21 protein-coding genes are annotated in these 17,359 nt (G+C 64.6%); 15 read left to right on the top strand and 6 right to left on the bottom strand.

Annotated elements, in window-relative coordinates; genetic code table 11:
• Positions 1 to 3: 3 nt before the first annotated feature.
• The 3 genes from hda to KWO_RS07220 are packed head-to-tail and all read right to left on the bottom strand — an operon-like array spanning position 4 to position 2,977.
• Positions 4 to 705: a DnaA regulatory inactivator Hda gene (gene hda, locus KWO_RS07230; RefSeq protein ID WP_010369247.1), complete on the bottom strand. Its 702-nt coding sequence runs from the start codon at positions 703 to 705 to the stop codon at positions 4 to 6.
• Positions 702 to 1,868, bottom strand: coding sequence for an AI-2E family transporter (locus KWO_RS07225; RefSeq protein ID WP_010369246.1), 1,167 nt, complete (start codon positions 1,866 to 1,868; stop codon positions 702 to 704). Before KWO_RS07225 ends, hda begins: the two co-directional genes overlap by 4 nt.
• Entirely contained in the window at positions 1,865 to 2,977 is a 1,113-nt protein-coding gene (locus KWO_RS07220; protein ID WP_017113341.1) for a DUF2066 domain-containing protein, read from the bottom strand. The genes KWO_RS07225 and KWO_RS07220 overlap by 4 nt, the downstream gene beginning before the upstream one ends.
• Before the next feature lie 22 nt (positions 2,978 to 2,999).
• On the opposite strand from KWO_RS07220, the gene purM reads away from it, so the two are divergent.
• From purM to KWO_RS07195, 5 genes are all read left to right on the top strand, one after another.
• The gene (gene purM / locus KWO_RS07215; protein ID WP_017114935.1) at positions 3,000 to 4,133 is read left to right on the top strand and encodes a phosphoribosylformylglycinamidine cyclo-ligase; all 1,134 of its coding nucleotides are present in this window, start codon (positions 3,000 to 3,002) and stop codon (positions 4,131 to 4,133) included.
• A gap of 13 nt (positions 4,134 to 4,146) precedes the next feature.
• Entirely contained in the window at positions 4,147 to 4,611 is a 465-nt protein-coding gene (locus KWO_RS07210; protein WP_010369241.1) for a hypothetical protein, read from the top strand.
• A 23-nt stretch (positions 4,612 to 4,634) separates the two neighbouring features.
• Positions 4,635 to 5,303 carry a phosphoribosylglycinamide formyltransferase gene (gene purN, locus KWO_RS07205; protein WP_010369238.1) on the top strand — a complete coding sequence of 223 codons (669 nt, stop codon included), beginning with the start codon at positions 4,635 to 4,637 and terminating at the stop codon, positions 5,301 to 5,303.
• 65 nt (positions 5,304 to 5,368) lie between these two features.
• Positions 5,369 to 6,211, top strand: coding sequence for a DUF3108 domain-containing protein (locus KWO_RS07200; RefSeq protein ID WP_010369236.1), 843 nt, complete (start codon positions 5,369 to 5,371; stop codon positions 6,209 to 6,211).
• Between the two features lie 3 nt (positions 6,212 to 6,214).
• The gene (locus tag KWO_RS07195) at positions 6,215 to 6,898 is read left to right on the top strand and encodes a DUF3108 domain-containing protein (RefSeq protein WP_010369234.1); all 684 of its coding nucleotides are present in this window, start codon (positions 6,215 to 6,217) and stop codon (positions 6,896 to 6,898) included.
• Between the two features lie 624 nt (positions 6,899 to 7,522).
• Here KWO_RS07195 and KWO_RS07185 read toward each other — a convergent pair.
• The 3 genes from KWO_RS07185 to KWO_RS07175 all read right to left on the bottom strand — a co-directional run bounded on the left by KWO_RS07185 (position 7,523) and on the right by KWO_RS07175 (position 9,586).
• The gene (locus KWO_RS07185; RefSeq protein WP_010369232.1) at positions 7,523 to 7,846 is read right to left on the bottom strand and encodes a hypothetical protein; all 324 of its coding nucleotides are present in this window, start codon (positions 7,844 to 7,846) and stop codon (positions 7,523 to 7,525) included.
• Entirely contained in the window at positions 7,843 to 9,117 is a 1,275-nt protein-coding gene (murA, locus tag KWO_RS07180; protein WP_010376895.1) for a UDP-N-acetylglucosamine 1-carboxyvinyltransferase, read from the bottom strand. Before murA ends, KWO_RS07185 begins: the two co-directional genes overlap by 4 nt.
• Positions 9,118 to 9,358: 241 nt before the next feature.
• Positions 9,359 to 9,586 (bottom strand): BolA family protein, encoded by a 228-nt coding sequence (locus KWO_RS07175; RefSeq protein WP_010369228.1) that lies wholly within the window; start codon positions 9,584 to 9,586, stop codon positions 9,359 to 9,361.
• Positions 9,587 to 9,639: 53 nt separating this feature from the next.
• On the opposite strand from KWO_RS07175, the gene KWO_RS07170 reads away from it, so the two are divergent.
• From KWO_RS07170 to rapZ, 10 genes are all read left to right on the top strand, one after another.
• Positions 9,640 to 10,641 (top strand): KpsF/GutQ family sugar-phosphate isomerase, encoded by a 1,002-nt coding sequence (locus tag KWO_RS07170; protein WP_010376897.1) that lies wholly within the window; start codon positions 9,640 to 9,642, stop codon positions 10,639 to 10,641.
• Positions 10,642 to 10,689: 48 nt separating this feature from the next.
• Positions 10,690 to 11,238: a KdsC family phosphatase gene (locus KWO_RS07165; RefSeq protein ID WP_010376899.1), complete on the top strand. Its 549-nt coding sequence runs from the start codon at positions 10,690 to 10,692 to the stop codon at positions 11,236 to 11,238.
• Positions 11,235 to 11,810: an LPS export ABC transporter periplasmic protein LptC gene (gene lptC / locus KWO_RS07160; protein WP_005926030.1), complete on the top strand. Its 576-nt coding sequence runs from the start codon at positions 11,235 to 11,237 to the stop codon at positions 11,808 to 11,810. The genes KWO_RS07165 and lptC overlap by 4 nt, the downstream gene beginning before the upstream one ends.
• The gene (gene lptA / locus KWO_RS07155) at positions 11,788 to 12,348 is read left to right on the top strand and encodes a lipopolysaccharide transport periplasmic protein LptA (RefSeq protein WP_026113165.1); all 561 of its coding nucleotides are present in this window, start codon (positions 11,788 to 11,790) and stop codon (positions 12,346 to 12,348) included. Before lptC ends, lptA begins: the two co-directional genes overlap by 23 nt.
• Positions 12,348 to 13,067, top strand: coding sequence for an LPS export ABC transporter ATP-binding protein (lptB, locus tag KWO_RS07150; RefSeq protein ID WP_008572666.1), 720 nt, complete (start codon positions 12,348 to 12,350; stop codon positions 13,065 to 13,067). The genes lptA and lptB overlap by 1 nt, the downstream gene beginning before the upstream one ends.
• Positions 13,068 to 13,107: 40 nt before the next feature.
• Positions 13,108 to 14,547 carry an RNA polymerase factor sigma-54 gene (locus tag KWO_RS07145; protein WP_010376907.1) on the top strand — a complete coding sequence of 480 codons (1,440 nt, stop codon included), beginning with the start codon at positions 13,108 to 13,110 and terminating at the stop codon, positions 14,545 to 14,547.
• Between the two features lie 87 nt (positions 14,548 to 14,634).
• A complete protein-coding gene (hpf, locus tag KWO_RS07140) occupies positions 14,635 to 14,952 on the top strand; it encodes a ribosome hibernation-promoting factor, HPF/YfiA family (protein ID WP_005913379.1) in 318 nt (105 codons plus the stop codon).
• Between the two features lie 21 nt (positions 14,953 to 14,973).
• The gene (locus KWO_RS07135) at positions 14,974 to 15,432 is read left to right on the top strand and encodes a PTS sugar transporter subunit IIA (RefSeq protein WP_010369217.1); all 459 of its coding nucleotides are present in this window, start codon (positions 14,974 to 14,976) and stop codon (positions 15,430 to 15,432) included.
• The gene (gene hprK / locus KWO_RS07130; RefSeq protein ID WP_010376910.1) at positions 15,429 to 16,379 is read left to right on the top strand and encodes an HPr(Ser) kinase/phosphatase; all 951 of its coding nucleotides are present in this window, start codon (positions 15,429 to 15,431) and stop codon (positions 16,377 to 16,379) included. Before KWO_RS07135 ends, hprK begins: the two co-directional genes overlap by 4 nt.
• Positions 16,376 to 17,248 carry an RNase adapter RapZ gene (gene rapZ / locus KWO_RS07125; RefSeq protein ID WP_010376912.1) on the top strand — a complete coding sequence of 291 codons (873 nt, stop codon included), beginning with the start codon at positions 16,376 to 16,378 and terminating at the stop codon, positions 17,246 to 17,248. Before hprK ends, rapZ begins: the two co-directional genes overlap by 4 nt.
• The last annotated feature ends 111 nt before the right edge of the window (positions 17,249 to 17,359 follow it).

Genomic DNA, 17,359 nt, shown 5'->3' with positions numbered 1-17,359 from the left:
TCACTACGACCCACGATCCTCGAGCACACGCCGAAGAAACGGCACCGTGATGCGGCGTTTTGCGGCCAACGATTCGCGATCCAGGCGATCCAGCAAGGCCACCAGACCGGCCAGCTCGCGCTCGCTATGGGTCAGTAGCCAGTCGATTGCGGCTTCGTCCAGGGCCAGGCCGCGACGCTGCGCGCGGTCACGCAACACTGCCGCACGTGCAGCATCGTCGAGTACCGGCAAACCGATCCGGATGCATTGCGACAGTCGCGAATGTAGGTCCGGCAACACCAACGCCAGCCCATCAGGCATTTGGCGCGCGGTGTACAACAGCGTAATGCCGGCTGCGCGCGCGCGGTTGTGGAAATCGAACAAGGCCACTTCATCGTCGCGCTGCCCGGCGATGCTTTCTACGCCGTCCAAGGCGACGAGGCTGCGGCCTTCCAGCGCTTCGAGTGCATCGCGCAAGCGGCCGGCGGCTGCCTGCAGCGGCAGATACGCCGGGGTGCGCCCGGCCTGCTCGGCAGCGGCACACAGCGAGAGCGCAAGATGTGTCTTGCCGGTGCCGGCGGAGCCAGACAGATAAAGCCAATCGCTCACCTGCCCCGCGGCCAGCGCCTGCAGTTGCGTAAGCAGGCCGTCGGGCGCGGCGATGTAACTATCGAAACGCTGATCGGGTGGCGCGCGCAACGCCAGCGGCAACTGCGGAACGCTCACAACCGATCTGCGTCCTTGCCGGGTTCGACAATCACGCTGCGCTCGGGCGTGGACTGCAGCACGATACCGGCGCGCTCGCCCGCATACAGATCGCTGCGGGTATATTGCTGATGCGCATAGCGCAGCAACACGTTGGCCACCGCCGCCACCGGCAATGCCAGCAACATGCCAAGGAAGCCGAACAACTGGCCACCGGCCATCACCGCAAAGATCACCGCAACCGGGTGCAGACCGATCTTGTCGCCCACAATGCGCGGGGTGAGCACATAGCTTTCCAGCAACTGGCCCACGGTGAACACCACGCCCACGCCGATCAGTAATTTCAGGTCCAGCCCTTGCGCCTGCACGATGGCCGCCAGCAACGCGAGCACGATGCCGGTGGTCGCACCCAGGTACGGAATGAAGCTGATGAGGCCGGCGATGATGCCGATCAACAAGCCCAGATTGAGCCCGATGATGGACATACCGGTGGCGTAGATCGCCCCCAGCGCCAGCATCACCAAGAACTGGCCGCGGATAAAGCCGCCGAGCACATCATTGGATTCCTGCGCCAGCCGGCTCACGGTACCGATGTAGGCACGCGGGATCACCGCCGCCACACGTTCGACCAGACGGTCCCAGTCGCGCAGAAAGTAGAACGCCAGGATTGGCAACAGCGCCAGGTTGATCACCCAGGTGACCATCGCAAATCCCGAACGCGACACGTAGCCGAAGAGGGTCTTGGCGGCACCACCGGCCTGTTCCCAATGGCTGCGGATCCAGTCGATCAAGCGTTCTGGATCCAGCCATGCCATCAACTGCATGCCGGTCTTGGCTTCCAGCCACGGGATGGCGGTGCCGATCGCCCAGTTGCGCATCTGCGGCAGCGCATCGATCAAGGTCATGATCTGGCGTTCGATCATCGGCACCAGAATCATCAATGCCAGCACGAATAGCAGCGTTGCCAGCACGAAGACCAGCATCACCGCGACATTGCGCGAGCGCCCGGCGCGTTCGATGCGATCCACCAGCGGGTCGCCCAGCCATGCCAGCAACAGCGCCAGCACGAACGGGGTCAGGATCGGCGCCAGCAGCGAGACCACCCACAACACACCGACAATCACCGCCGCCCATTTGAGGCGGCGCAGAAACTGGGCAATTTCGGCTTCGGGAGTCAAAGTCATTTCAGGCGGTACTCGGCGTGCTCGTTTTCGAGAATGATCGGACCCTCGGTCGGTACCGAGACCGAAACCAACGGGCTGTTGTCGCCGAGCATACGGTTGAGGCCAGAAATGCCCGTGAGTAGTTCCAGATCCAGTTCCATGCGGTCGCCGTTGGCGCTGACCGGGCGGATGCTGCGTACCACCGACACGCCCTGCAGCGCAGCCGACACGCGCAGGTAATCGTCGGCGCTGCTGACGCCGGTGATCACCACGCGGTAGACACCGGGCACACCCGAATCCACCCGCTTGGCGTAGCGCTTGACCAGCGCATCGGCAGCGCCGTCGGCACCGGCGGCCATCGCGCGGCGTGCATCGCCGTCGCTGCTGGTCCAGCTGGACAACACATTGCCGTTGTCCACGAACACCCAGTCGGCGGTCCAACCGGCAGCATTGCGGTAGAGCTTGCCGATCAACTGCATCGGCGGGCTGTATTTGGCCGAGGCGCGCGACACCGCCGCGGTGTCCTTGCGCCAGATTGCGCCGGCCAGCGCCTGCTCGGCAGCTGCGCCGCTCGGCAGACCGAGCCGGTAGCCGCGCTCGATGGCACGGTCGAGCACGCTACGCGCCGCGTTGGCCTGGGCGACACCAACCAGACGCGGGCCGCTGCCGTCATCGATGGCCAGCCACAGCACCGGCTTGGGACGCGGTAACGGCCACACCGGCAGGCCCAGCGCAGCGATCAAGTCATCCACATCCGACTGCCGGAAGCGCGCCACCAAGGTGGTGCGGAAGGTCGGCGCGCCGGTGCGCGAGGTGCCCTGATCCTGGCGGTAGTCGTAGTGTTCGACGTAGTTGGGTGCATTGCGCAGCGCCTGCGGCACTCCGGGGCGGCTCATCACGCCGCGGTCGCCGGAGACCTTGCCCAGCACGGCGCCCAGCGCGCGCGCCAGTGCGCCGGGGCGATCGGATTCGCTCTGACTGTTGACCGGCACTTCGGCGTCATAGGCGCTTTGCGCCTTGGCAACGTCGCCTTCGGTGCGCAGATCTGCCTGCGCAAAGGCCGGAGCAACGGGCATTGCGACCACGAGGGCGAGAAAGAAAGCGAGACTGCGGCGCATCGACGGTTCCATGACATAAGCGTATCCGGGTGAATTGTTGCCCGAATGGGGCGCTAGCGCCAACGTGGCTGTTAAAATCGCCGCCTTTACTGCCGAGCCACCCCTGCCCGTGACCAGCCAAACGCCTTCCAGCCCCTCGCCCATGACCTACCGCGACGCGGGTGTCGACATCGACGCCGGCAATGCATTGGTCGAACGCATCAAGCCCCTGGTCAAGCGCAGCTTCCGGCCGGAGGTGATGGGTGGCCTGGGCGGATTCGGCGCACTGTTCGACTTGTCAGGCAAGTACAAGGAGCCGGTGCTGGTGTCCGGCACCGACGGCGTGGGCACCAAGCTCAAGCTGGCCCAGCAGTTGGGTCGGCACGACACCATCGGCATCGACCTGGTCGGCATGTGCGTCAACGACGTGCTGGTACAAGGCGCCGAGCCGTTGTTCTTTCTGGACTATTTCGCCACCGGCAAGCTCGACGTGGACACTGCTGCGGCAGTGGTCGGCGGCATCGCACGCGGCTGTGAGCTCTCCGGCTGCGCGCTGATCGGCGGCGAGACCGCCGAAATGCCCGACATGTACCCGCCGGGCGAATACGACCTGGCCGGCTTCACCGTGGGTGCAGTCGAGAAGTCGCAGCTGCTGGATGGCGCGCAGGTGCGCGAAGGCGACGTACTGATCGGCATCGCCTCGTCGGGTCCGCATTCCAATGGCTATTCGTTGATCCGCAAGATCTACGCGCGTGCCGGTGCGCCGGCCGAGCATGTGCTGGACGATGGCACCAAGCTGATCGATGCGCTGATGGCGCCGACCGCGCTGTACGTCAAGCCGGTGCTGGCGCTGCTGAAGTCGCACGGCGAATCGATCCACGCGATGGCGCACATCACCGGCGGTGGCCTCACCGAAAACATCATTCGCGTGATTCCCGATGGGTTGGGCCTGGAAATCGACGCCGCTGCCTGGACGCTGCCGCCGGTATTCGCCTGGCTGCAGCGCGAAGGTGCGGTGGCCGATGCCGAAATGTGGCGTACCTTCAACTGCGGGATCGGCTTCGTGCTGATTGCCGCGCCCGCGGAAGCGGCTGCGCTGGAACAGGCGCTGGATGCGCAGTCACTGGCGCATTGGCGCATTGGTCAGGTGGTGCCGGCACACGGCGACGAGCGCGTGCGCATCGGCTGAGCGAGGAATCTGCATGGACGCCTCCTCACCGCCGACATTGGCGTTGGCGTCGGCCAGCGCCGATGACCTGCAGCATCTCAAGCTGCTGTCGCTCTTCCATTACGTGTTGGGCGGTCTCACCGCGCTGTTTTCATTGCTCCCGTTGATCCACTTGGCCATGGGTATTGCGATCGTCACCGGGCAGCTGCCGATGGACAATGCCAATCCGGACGGGCCGCCGATGGATCCGCGCTGGGTCGGCTGGATCTTCGTGATCATTGCAGCGATGCTCATCCTGGGCGGCCTTACCATGGCCGGATTCATGGCCTACGCCGGCCGCTGCATTGCCCAGCGCAGGCGGCATCTGCTGTGCCTGATCGTGGCCGGCATTTCCTGTTCTTTCATGCCGCTCGGTACCGTGCTTGGTGTGTTCACGCTGGTGACGCTGCTGCGCCCGCGGGTCAAGGCGCTGTTCGGCGTCGGCAACACGGCTGTTTGAGCCCTCTATGAGGACGTTATTCAATGCACGCACCTGACGCCCGCCTGCGCCTGGCCGTGCTCGCCTCCGGGCGCGGCAGCAATCTGCAGGCCATTGTTGATGCGATCGCCAGTGGGCGCCTGCATGCCGAGGTGGTCGGGGTGTTTTCCGACCGCCCGCAGGCGCCAGCGTTGCAGAAGGTCGAGCAGACGCGTCGCTGGAGCGCCAGCCCGCGCGATTTTGCCGACCGTGCTGCGTTTGACGCCGCACTCGGCGATGCGATCGCTGCGACGCAGCCGGACTGGGTGATCTGCGCTGGCTATATGCGCATTCTGGGTGAGCCGCTGGTGCGCCGCTTTGCCGGGCGCCTGCTCAACATCCATCCGTCGCTGCTACCCAAATACCGCGGTCTGCACACCCACGCACGGGCGCTGGAAGCCGGCGATGCAGAGCATGGCGCCAGCGTGCACCTGGTGGTGCCGGAGCTGGATGCCGGCACGGTGATTGCCCAGGCACGCGTCCCGGTGTTGCCCGGCGACAGCGCCGAGCAATTGGCCGCGCGCGTGCTTGCCCGCGAGCACCCGCTGCTACTGGCCACGCTGGAACTGCTCGCCAGTGGTCGCGTCGCGGTGCATGGCGATGCCGTGCATATCGATGGTCAGTGCCTGTTTACGCCATTACGACTAGAGTCCGCAGATATCGCATTCGCCTGAATGCGGATACGCCCCCCTCATCCCGTCTCGGACATTCTTGCGGCCCCAGTGCCCGCTACCAGCGCATGAACGTCATCCCGATCGCTACCGCGCTGTTAACCGTCGCCCTCCTCAGCCAGGCTGGCACTGGCCGTGCGCAGCAGGCACCTGCCGCGCCCGCGCAAGGCGCGCCTGCGCTGGCCGTACCTGCTCCGGGTGCGGCCCCTGCCGCTGCACCGGCATCGTCAGCTGCCCTGCCCGCCAGCACCTGGACACCACCGCCGCTGGAGCCGTTCGTAGCGACCTATCAGGCGTTCTACCGTGGCAAAGAGGCCGGCGATGCCACCATGCAGGTCAGCCATGGCGACGGTAGCCAGTGGCGCATCGACATGTCGGTGCGTGGCCGTAAAGGCTTCGCCAGCATTTTGGGCCTGAACCTGGAACAGAGCACGGTCTTCCGCGTCGACGGCGACACATATGTGCCGCTGAGCCAGAGCACGGTGCGCAAGGCGATGTTCTTCGGCAAAAAGGTCACCGGCGTCTACAACTGGCAAGCCGGCACCGCGCAGTGGAACGGCGATCTGAAGGAAGATCGCCAGCAGCCGATTCCGTTGCAGCACGGCGACCAAAGCGCGTTGTCGCTGAACCTGTCGCTGATGCGCGATGCCCAACCCGGGCGCAACCTGAGCTATCGCTATGTCGATGTGGGCAAGGTGCGCAAATACGACTACCGCGCTGCCGATGCAACAGAAGTGGTGCAGGTGGGCGATCTGAGCTACGACGCCCTGCGCGTATACCGCGTCAACAGCGGCGACAACGAAACCATCCTCTGGATTGCGAACGGAGTTCCGACTCCGGTGCGCATCCTGCAACGTGACAAAGGTGAAGATCAGATCGATCTGCGCCTGGTCGAATACCAAGGAGCCTAAACGATGAAACTCTTCTCCAGTACCAGCGCCGTGATCGCCGCCGCCGCATTGGCGATGTCCAGCCTGCCAGCCTTCGCCATGCAGCCGTTCCAGGCCGACTATTCGGCCAATTACATGGGCATGCAGGCCAATGGCACCATGACCCTGGCCGCTGCCGGCGCAAATAAGTGGCGCTACACGCTCACCATCCAGAACCAGTTGGCCAACCTGACCCAGAGCACGGTGTTCGAAGAAGCCAACGGCCAACTGCGCCCGGTAAGCAGCAACGACACCTCGTCGATGATGGTCAAGCGCCGCAATGTCACTGCCAACTACGACTGGAAGACCAGCCAGGCCACCTGGGGCGGCGACATCAAGCCGGACCGCCGCGGCCCGGTGAAACTACAGCCCGGCGACATGGATGCGCTGCTGATCAATCTGGCGATTACGCGCGATCTGGCCGCCGGCAAGCCGCTCAACTACCGCATGGTGGACGAAGGACGCATCAAACCGATGAGCTACAAGGTGGTCGGCAAGGAAACCATCACCGTCAACGGCAAGCAGGAACAGGCCACCAAGGTATCGCGCGTGGACGGCGACAAGGAATTGATCGCGTGGGTGGTCAAGGATCTGCCGGTGCCGGCGCGTCTGCTGCAGAAAGAAAAGGGCCAGGACGCGCTGGACCTGACCATCAAGGCGCTGCGCTAAGCGATCTTCGCCAGCGCGAGCATGCGTAGGAGCGCATCGAGGTGCGTTGCTGCTTAGGCATGGGGCTGGGAGAACCGCTAACAGGAGCATGTTTTGGCAGTTGGTCACTGAAGTTCGCGCCGCACGCTTGATGTTGTCACCTCCATAGAAAGATGCTGTTGGCTCCGCACAAGAGGCGTTTTCCCACTGTCTGGGAAACGCCTTTTTTTATTGGCTCTTGCGATACAACTGAGCGGCGATCCTCTAATGAATGGCTGACATGCCGGCGGAATTCCTCCGCTTGAAATCATTGGGATGCGTCCTTTAGCTCGGGGCTAAAGCTTGGTGATTAGTGCGCAGAGTGCGTGGTGCCCTCGCCAGAGAGTTTGCTGGCAGCTTTGCTGAAGCGATAGAACAGGGTGAGGCCCTCTGCCGATGCTTTACCGACTACACGCACCGACCATCTCGACTGGTCCTTGCCCACCCACCGTCGCGGGACTCTTGGCGGCATGGATGCCGCCACGAAGCTTACATGGACGTACTTGCAGCGTGTCCTGCGATGGTGGGCGGCAAGGGCCCTGCAGGACAGCCGCAGATCCGTCGCTCTTTAACTGAGCGATCAGAGACAGACCGACCTGCCGAAACTCAAGGCTTACCCGCAGCCTTGTCATCGCCAGTCGTAAACACCGTGCGGCAATCCACGCGAATCTGCTGGTTGTTCTTGCGCCAATAAAACAGATCGCAATGGCGTTTTCCTTCAACAGTCTTTTTCACTGCAACTGCATAGAACGATTGTGCGATTTCATCGCGGCTGGCAGTGCCGTCGTTGTTCCAGTCCATGTCCTTGAATTCAACGCCCTGGGTGATGGCCATGCCCACGCTCCAGGCGTAGGCCAGCCACGCCAGGATCAGCACGATCACGCCCAGCAGGATCTTGCGCCGGGTGGTGAAACGGCCGCGCAGGATCATGCGGTGCGCTGGATGGTCGCGCCCAGCGCCCCCAGCTTCTCCTCGATGTTTTCGTAACCACGGTCCAGGTGGTAGATGCGATCGATGGTGGTGTTGCCTTCGGCGACCAGGCCGGCCAGGATCAACGATGCCGATGCGCGCAGGTCGGTCGCCATCACCGGCGCGCCACTCAGGCGTTCGGCACCGCGCACGATGGCGGTGTGCCCTTCAACCTGGATATCCGCACCCAGGCGAAGCAGCTCGTTGACGTGCATGAAGCGGTTTTCGAAGATGGTTTCATTGATCACGCCAACGCCGTCGGCCACGCAGTTGAGCGCCATGAATTGCGCCTGCATATCGGTGGGAAACGCCGGGTACGGCGCGGTGGTCAGGCTGACCGCGCGCGGACGCTTGCCCTGCATATCCAGCGTGATGCTGTCGGCGGTGGTGGTGATGGTGGCGCCGGCTTCGGTGAGCTTGTCCAGCACCGCATCCAGGGTTTCCGGGCGCGCGCGGCGCACAGTGACGCTGCCGCCGGTCATCGCTGCGGCAACCAGGAAGGTACCGGTTTCGATGCGGTCCGGCAGTACCGCATGGTGCCCGCCGCCCAGACGCTCAACGCCCTGCACCACGATGCGCGGGGTGCCGGCGCCTTCGATCTGCGCGCCAAGCGCGATCAAGCAGTCGGCCAGGTCGGTGACTTCGGGCTCCATCGCCGCGTTTTCCAGCACCGTAGTGCCCTCGGCAAGCACCGCAGCCATCAGTACGTTCTCGGTGCCGGTGACGCTGACCATGTCGAATACATAGCGGGAACCCTTCAGGCGTCCGTTGCTGGTGGCCTTGATGTAGCCGTTTTCCACACTGATGTCCGCACCCAGCGCCTGCAGGCCCTTGATGTGCTGATCCACCGGGCGCGAACCGATCGCGCACCCGCCGGGCAGCGACACTTCGGCGGTACCGTAGCGCGCCAGCAGCGGGCCCAGCACCAGGATGGAGGCGCGCATGGTCCTGACCAGCTCATACGGCGCAATCTGATGCGTGACCGAGCGCGGGTCGACCAGGATGGAGCGGCCCTTGGCCAACGTGCCTTCGTCGATGGTCACTTCGGCACCCAGCTCGCTGAGCAATTTCACCGTGGTGATCACATCGTGCAGATGCGGCACGTTGCTGATTTCCACCGGCGCGTCGGCCAGCAGGGTCGCGCACAGGATCGGCAGCACTGCGTTCTTGGCGCCGGAAATATTGACTTCGCCGTGCAGCGCTTGGCCGCCGGTCACTACGATTTTTGCCATGGGAATCTAAGCAATCCGAAAATGAAAGGTATGTCGGGGGAATGACGTGCGAGCGTTTCGGCCTTGGTGCAAACGGCCTTGGTGCAAGACGGACAGATCAAAACGGCGCCGGCGAGGGTTTGGAACGCGCTGGCGGCAGTTGCCGGGCGCTCGTGGACTGCGGCGCGGGGCGGCGGTGATCAGGTGCGTACGAATTTCCGCCCCGGTCCAGCCCGCCTGACACCAAGCGCAGTCAACGCGCTTAACCTTCTTCAGGCGTCAGCGTCTTCAGCTGTAACGCGTGAATCGCTCCGCCCATCAGTCCGCCCAGGGTCGCATAGACCATGCGGTGCCGCGCCAGCGGTGCCTTGCCGACAAATGCGGGGCTGACCACGGTGGCCTCGAAGTGCACGCCGTCGTCGCCGTGCACGTCGACGCGGGCTTCGGGCAAGCCGGATTCGATGAGTTTACGGATGGTTTCGGCGTCCAAAGGGCGTTTCCTCATAAAATGAGCGCACATTCTACTCTTCACCCGAGTTCCGCATGGCTGTCTCGCACCTACCTTCCGCCACCGTCAGCGACGCCAGCCTGGTTGCCAGCGGCCAGCGCGTGCTGGAGATCGAGCGCGAGGCGTTGGCCAGTGTGGGCGCACGCATCGGCAGCGACTTCTCGGCGGCCTGCCGTCTGGTACTGGCCTCGCGCGGGCGGGTGGTCGCCACCGGCATGGGCAAGTCCGGCCATGTGGCGCGCAAGATTGCCGCCACGTTCGCCTCGACCGGCACCCCGGCGTTCTTCGTGCACCCGGGCGAAGCCGGGCACGGCGACCTGGGCATGATCACCGAGGCCGACATTGTGCTTGCGCTGTCGTACTCGGGAGAATCGGACGAAGTGCGCATGCTGCTGCCGGTGCTCAAGCGCCAGGGCAATCCGATCATCGCCATGACCGGCCGCGCCAGCTCGACCCTGGCCAACGCCGCCGACGTGCACCTGGATGTCAGCGTGTCGGCCGAAGCCTGCCCACTGCATCTGGCCCCCACCTCCAGCACCACCGCCTCGCTGGCGATGGGCGATGCGCTGGCGGTTGCCCTGCTGGATGCCCGCGGCTTTACCGCCGACGACTTTGCACGCTCGCACCCGGCCGGCAGCCTGGGCCGGCGCCTGCTGCTGCATATCACTGATGTGATGCATGCCGGCGACGACCTGCCGCGTGTACGCGAAGACGCCAGCCTGAGCGAGGCACTGATGGAAATGAGCCGCAAGCGGCTGGGCATGACCGCCGTGGTGGACGCCGACGACCGCCTGATCGGGCTGTTCACCGACGGCGACCTGCGCCGCGCACTGGACAGCGACATCGATGTGCGCAGTGCCGGCATCGCGCAGGTCATGACGCGCAACCCGCGCACCATCGGCGCCGACCAACTGGCCGCCGAGGCCGCACGGCTGATGGAGGACTACAAGATCAACGGCCTGATTGTGGTAGATGCGCAGCAGCGCGCGGTGGGCGCATTGAACATTCACGACCTGTTGCGCGCCAAGGTGGTTTAACAGGTTCAGTTTTCAACCGCCGGACCCCGTTCTTACCGATTCGTGCCGATGCCCTATTCCCCTTTGCAGCACCTTCCCGCCGAACTGATCGAACGCGCCGCGCGTATCCGCCTGGCCTGTTTCGACGTCGATGGCACCCTGACCGACGGCCGCCTGTACTACGACCACGCCGGTAACGAGAGCAAGGCCTTCAACGTACTCGACGGCCAGGGCCTGAAGCAGCTCGACCAGGCCGGCATCCATGTCGCGCTGATCACTGCGCGCGCCAGCCTGTCGGCAGAAAAACGCGGCCAGGACCTGGGCCTGCATGTGCAGATCGGGGTGAAGAACAAGCGCATGGCAGTGCTGGCGCTATGCCAGGAGCACGGCTTGCCGCTGGACCAGGTGCTGTTCATGGGCGACGACCTGCCCGACCTGCCCGCCCTGCTCGCGGTCGGCCTGCCGGTCGCACCGGCCAATGCACACCCGTGGATCGGCGAGCGCGTGCAGTGGCATACCCGCGCCCGTGGCGGTGAAGGTGCCGCGCGCGAGGTCTGCGATGTGGTGCTGGCCGCACAAGGTCAGGTCGAGCGCATCATCGAAGGGTTTTCGGCATGAACTGGAACTGGCGCACCACCCTGGGCGTCGTGCTGTTCGCCGCCGCCGTCATTTCCGGCTGGTCGGCATGGAAGCAGCGCGCGCGTCCCGCCGCCGCGGCCGTGCAGGAGTCCGGTGCGGACTACATCCTGCGTGACTTCGAGCTGATCGCCCTGGACAAGCAGAGCGGTAAGGAATCGATGACGCTGCGCGCGCCGGAAATGCATCGCAACCGTGCCGACCAGACCGCAGACATCACCACGCCGGTGTTCCTGATGCCAGACAACGCCAATCTGCCGTGGACCCTGCGTTCCAAGACGGGTTGGGTCAACCCGGACGGCACCCAGCTGCGCCTGCGCGGCGATGTCGAGGGCGACAGCCCGACCGGCGGCGCAACTCCGCCGACCACGTTCCGCACCCAGAGCCTGGACGTGTTCCCGCAACAGAACATCGCCAAGACCGACGCGCCAGTGACCATGACCCGCCCGGGTATCATGCAGAGCGGCGTCGGCTTTGAAGCCGACCTCAAATCACGCCAGTACAAGCTCCTTTCTCAGGTCAAGACCCGCTATGAACCGAATGCTGCCCGCTAAACTGGCGTTTGCCGCACTGCTGTTGCCCGCACTGGCAATGGCCAAGACCAGCGATCGCAATCAGCCGATGGCGATCGACTCCAATGCCAACGATTGCAACATGCTCGATGACAGCGGCAAGTGCCGTTTCAGCGGCAATGTAGTGATCACCCAGGGCACGCTGGAAATCCACGCTGACACCGCCGATATCTTCCAGAAGAACGGCCAAACCGATCGCGTGGTGCTCAACGGCAAGCAGGCCACGCTGAAGCAGGAGATGGACGACGGCGCGATGATGCACGGCCAGGCCGACAATATCGAATACAAGGTCGCCGATGAAATCATCATCCTGACCGGCAATTACAAGGTCGATTCGCCCAAGGGCACCAACGCCGGCCAGCGCATGGTCTACAACACCAAGACCGGCAACATGCAGAGCGGCGGCGATGGTAGCCGTGTGCGCACCATCATCCAGCCGAAAAATGCCGCGCCTGCCGCAGCAACGCCCGCTCCGACACCGGCCGCCAAGCCCGCTGCCAAGCCGCAGGGGAAGAAGTAATGCTGGTCGCCACCGGTCTGCGCAAGAAGTACAAGCAACGCGAAGTGGTCAAGGAATTCGGCCTCACGCTGGAGGCCGGCGAAGTGGTCGGTCTGCTGGGCCCCAACGGCGCCGGCAAGACCACCTGCTTCTACATGATCGTGGGTCTGGTCGAAGCCGATGCCGGCCGTATCGAATTGGACGGCCGCGACCTCACTGCCGAGCCGATGTACGCGCGCGCCAAGTTGGGTGTCGGTTACCTGCCGCAGGAACCGTCGATCTTCCGCAAGCTCACCGTGGCCGACAACATCCGCCTGGTGCTGGAGCTGCGCGAGGAACTCGATAACGCCGGCCGTGAGAAAGAGCTGGTCTCGCTGCTGGAAGAACTGCAGATCACCCATGTGGCCGATCAACTCGGCGCCAGCCTCTCCGGCGGCGAGCGGCGGCGTTGCGAAATCGCACGTGCGCTGGCGGCCAAGCCGCGCATGATGCTGCTGGACGAACCCTTCGCCGGCGTGGACCCAATTTCGGTTGGCGAGATCCAACGCATCATCATCCACCTCAAAGAACGCGGCATCGGTGTGTTGATCACCGATCACAACGTGCGCGAGACCTTGGGAATCTGCGACCGCGCGTATATCCTCGCCGAGGGGGGCGTGCTGGCGCAGGGGGCACCAGACACGTTGCTAGCCAATCCCGATGTCCGTCGCGTGTATCTGGGGGAAACTTTCCGCCTTTGAGCGCGCCGCCGCGCCAACGTTTTTTCCAGTCAGTGCCCGCATGAAAGCCCGGCTCCAGACATCGCTAGGACAGCAGTTGGTCATGACGCCGCAATTGCGTCAGGCGATCAAGCTATTGCAGATGTCCACCACTGAGCTGGAAGTGGAAATTGCCGAAGCAGTGGAAACCAATCCACTGCTGGAATGGGCCGACGAGGCCGCGCACGCGGCCAGCGACACGGCGATGGAATCCTCGCCGTCCGCGTCCGCTGAAGAACCCCAGCGCGAAGAAGCCTCACCTGCCGAGCGCGATGACGATTGGTCGCAAGACGAACTGCAGTGGACCGGCTCGGGCAGCGGCGGCAGTTTCGACGACGACGAGTCCGGTGATGCCGCCGAGCGCGTGGCCGACTCCGAAACACTGGCCGATCACCTGCTGTGGCAGCTGCATCTGTCGCCACTGTCGCCACGCGACCGCCAGATCGGCGCGATGCTGATCGACGCACTGGACGAAGACGGCTACCTGCGCGAACCGCTGTCGGCGATTCTCGAAACCCTGGCGCTCGGCGCGGCGGTGGACGAAGCCGATGTACTCACGGTGTTGCACCAGATCCAGCGCTTCGACCCGGTCGGCGTGGGCGCACGCACGCTGGGCGAATGCCTGGCGCTGCAGCTGGCGGTGCTCGATCCGGCCACCCCGGGCCGCGAGCTGGCGCTGCAGATCGTCGCCGGCCCGCTGGAACGGCTTCCGCGCAGCGGCGTGGCCGGCCTGGCCCACGAGCTCAAGCGCTCCACTGCCGATGTCGAACAAGCCGTGCAACTGGTGCGCTCGCTGGATCCGCGCCCGGGCAAGCAGATCGGCGATCTGTCGCAAGACACCTATGTGGTGCCTGACTGCGTGATCTGGCGCCAACGCGGCGTCTGGCGGGCTTCGCTGGCCGGCCGCGCGCAACCCAAGGTCACCATCCACCGCGGTTACGAAAACCTGATCCGCAGTTGCGGCGAATCCGACGCCGGCTACCTGCGCGGGCAGCTGCAGGAAGCGCGCTGGCTGCTCAAGAGCCTGGAAGCACGCGGCGAAACCCTGCTGCGGGTGGTGCGCTGCCTGCTGCAGCACCAGGCCGGGTTTCTGGAATTCGGTGCGCAGGCCCTGCGCCCGTTGACCCTGCGCGAGATCGCAGGCGAGCTCGGCCTGCACGAATCCACCATTTCCCGCGCGATCTCGCGCAAATACGTGCGCACCCCGCGCGGCACCATCGCGCTACGCTCCTTTTTTGCTTCGGGTATCGACACCGACAGCGGCGGCGAGGCCTCCAGCACCGCCATCCAGGCCATGATCCGGCGCCTGATTGATGCGGAGAACCCGCGCAAACCCTTGTCCGACGCCAAACTGGCCGATCTGCTGAAAACATCCGGCGTACCAGTGGCGCGGCGCACCGTTGCGAAGTATCGTGAGGCCATGAACATTTCCGCCTCCCACGAACGCGTACGCATCGCCTGACGTTGCAACCACCACAACGCCGGCCTGCGCCGGGTTAGTCGGATTACCGGAACGGTTCATTGGCCCACCGACCAATGGAGGTATCTGATGCGTATCGAGACGTATGGCCACCAGCTTGAAGTGACCCCCGCGCTGCGGGAGTACGTGGCAAGCAAGCTGCAGCGACTGCAGCGCCATTTCGATCAGCACTGCGAAGTCCGAACGCAGCTGGCCGTTCGCAAGCCAGACCACCACGTGGTCGCCACCGTCAACCTTCCCGGTCGCACCCTGCACGCAGATGCCAGCGGCTCCACCATGTATGCGGCCATCGACCTGCTGGTCGACAAGCTCGACCGCCTGGTGCTCAAGCACAAAGAAAAGAAATGTAACCACCACGCCCGCGAGGTGCGCGACAATCCCGCATGACGCTTCCCGCTTGATGCCCTCATGCCTTTAACCGATCTGATGGCGGCCGTGCGCACCGTGGTGTCGCCGGCCGCCGATCGCGACACCGTCCTGCACACCGCCGCCGATCTGCTGTCCTGCCGCCAGGCCGGCGCCGACGAGCTCTACGCCAACCTGTGCGAGCGCGAGGCCCTGGGCAGTACCGCTATCGGCCACGGCATCGCCATTCCGCATGGGCGCTGCCCCAACCTCACCGAACCGCGCGGCGCCTTGCTGCGGCTGGACATGCCGGTCGCGTTCGGCGGCGACGAGCCGGTGGATCTGATTTTCGCCATGGCCGTACCGGCGCACTACACCCACCAGCACCTGATGCTGCTGTCGGAGTTGGCCGAACGGTTTTCCGATGCAGACTTCCGCCAGCAACTGCGCGCCGCGCCCAACGCCGACGCCCTGATGGCCCTGCTCACCGACGTGCCACCACCGCAGGCGAGCGCGGCATGAATACCAGCATCACCGCACGCGAACTGTTCGACCAGCAGCGCGACAAGCTGGCGTTGCGCTGGGTTGCCGGCCAGAAGGGCGAGCACCGCGAGATCCAGGCTGGCAGCAACAATGCGCGCCGCCCCTCGCTGGCCGGCTATCTCAATGTGATCTATCCCAACAAGGTGCAGATCCTGGGCACCGAGGAACTGTCCTGGCTGGACTCGCTGGATGCGCGGCAGCGCTGGGAAACCATCGAAAAGATCATCCAGGTGCAGCCGCTGGCGCTGGTGATCAGCAAGAACCAGTCGTGCCCGGAAGACCTGCGCGCGGCGGCGGACGAATCCAACACGCCGCTGTGGATTTCACCCAAGCGCGGCCACGAACTGCTCAACCACCTCTCCTACCATCTGGCGCGCACGCTGGCGCCGCGCGTCACGCTGCATGGCGTGTTCATGGAGATCTATTCGATCGGCGTACTGATTACCGGGGAAGCCGGCTCAGGCAAGAGCGAGCTAGCGCTGGAATTGCTCAGCCGCGGCCATCGCCTGGTGGCCGACGATGCGCCCGAATTCACCCAGATCGCGCCCGATGTGCTCGACGGCACCTGCCCCGAACTGTTGCAGGACCTGCTGGAAGTACGCGGGCTGGGCGTGTTGAACGTGCGCGACATGTTCGGCGACACCGCGGTGAAGAAAAACAAATACCTGCGCCTGATCGTGCACCTGACCCGGCCGATGACCGAGCCCACGCCATCCGGCTACGAGCGCCTGACCGGCGATTCCGGCAGCCGCCATGTGCTGGACCTGGACGTGCCGCTGATCACCCTGCCGGTGATGCCCGGCCGCAACCTGGCGGTGCTGACCGAAGCGGCCACGCGCCTGCATATCCTGCGCACCAAGGGCATCGACCCGGCCGCGATGTTCATCGCCCGCCATAGCAACCTGCTGGAGCGACGCACGCCATGAGTATCGCGCCCTCCACGCTGATGATCGTGAGCGGGCTTTCCGGCTCGGGCAAATCGGTCGCGCTGAAGACCTTCGAAGACCTGGATTACTATTGCTCGGACAATCTGCCGGTGGAGCTGCTGCCGGACTTCGTCAAAAGCCGCCTGCGCGGCAACCCGGTCGGCGACCAGCGCCTGGCGGTGGGCATCGATGTGCGCAGCCGCAGCGACCTCACCCAGCTGGCGCAGTGGCGTCAGGCCGCACAGGAATACGGCATCGAAGCGCGGCTGCTGTTTTTCGAGGCCAGCGACGAGGCATTGATCAAGCGCTACGCCGACACCCGCCGCCGCCATCCGCTCAGCCATCTCGGCCTGGCCCTGCCGGAGGCGATCACCCGCGAGCGTCAGTTGACCGAGCCGCTGCGTGCGCAGGCCGATGCCATCATCGACACCAGCACGCTCAACGTGCATCAGTTGCGCCGCCGCGTGGTCACCAAATTCGCGTTGGGCAGCAACGACCGCCTGTCGCTGTTGTTTGAATCGTTCGCCTACAAGCGCGGCGTGCCGGCCGAGGCCGATTTCGTGTTCGATGCGCGCGTGCTGCCCAATCCGCACTGGGACCCGGAACTGCGCCCGCTCACTGGCCGCGATGCCGGCGTGCGCAACTATCTGGATAACGAAGCCGATGTGCAGCGCTATAGCGCGCAAATTGTGGACCTGCTCGACACCTGGTTGCCGCGGCTGCGCAATGACACCCGCAGCTACGTGACCATCGCTTTCGGCTGCACCGGCGGCAAGCACCGCTCGGTGTACATGGCCGAACGCATGGCCCAGCACGCGCGCGAACAAGGCTGGCCGGAAGTGGCGACGTTTCATCGCGAGCAGGACTGAGGGGCTGGGATTCGGGAGTGGGGATTCGGGATGCGTTGAAGCGGAATCCTGTGACGTGAGCGTGCTCCACCTACGTTGAGACGGCACTCTCGCAGCGCCTTTTTAAGGTTG

Source organism: Xanthomonas vasicola pv. musacearum NCPPB 4379 (assembly GCF_000277895.2).
GTDB classification, from domain to species: Bacteria; Pseudomonadota; Gammaproteobacteria; order Xanthomonadales; family Xanthomonadaceae; genus Xanthomonas; species Xanthomonas vasicola.
This window is presented reverse-complemented; position numbering and strand designations above follow the sequence as displayed.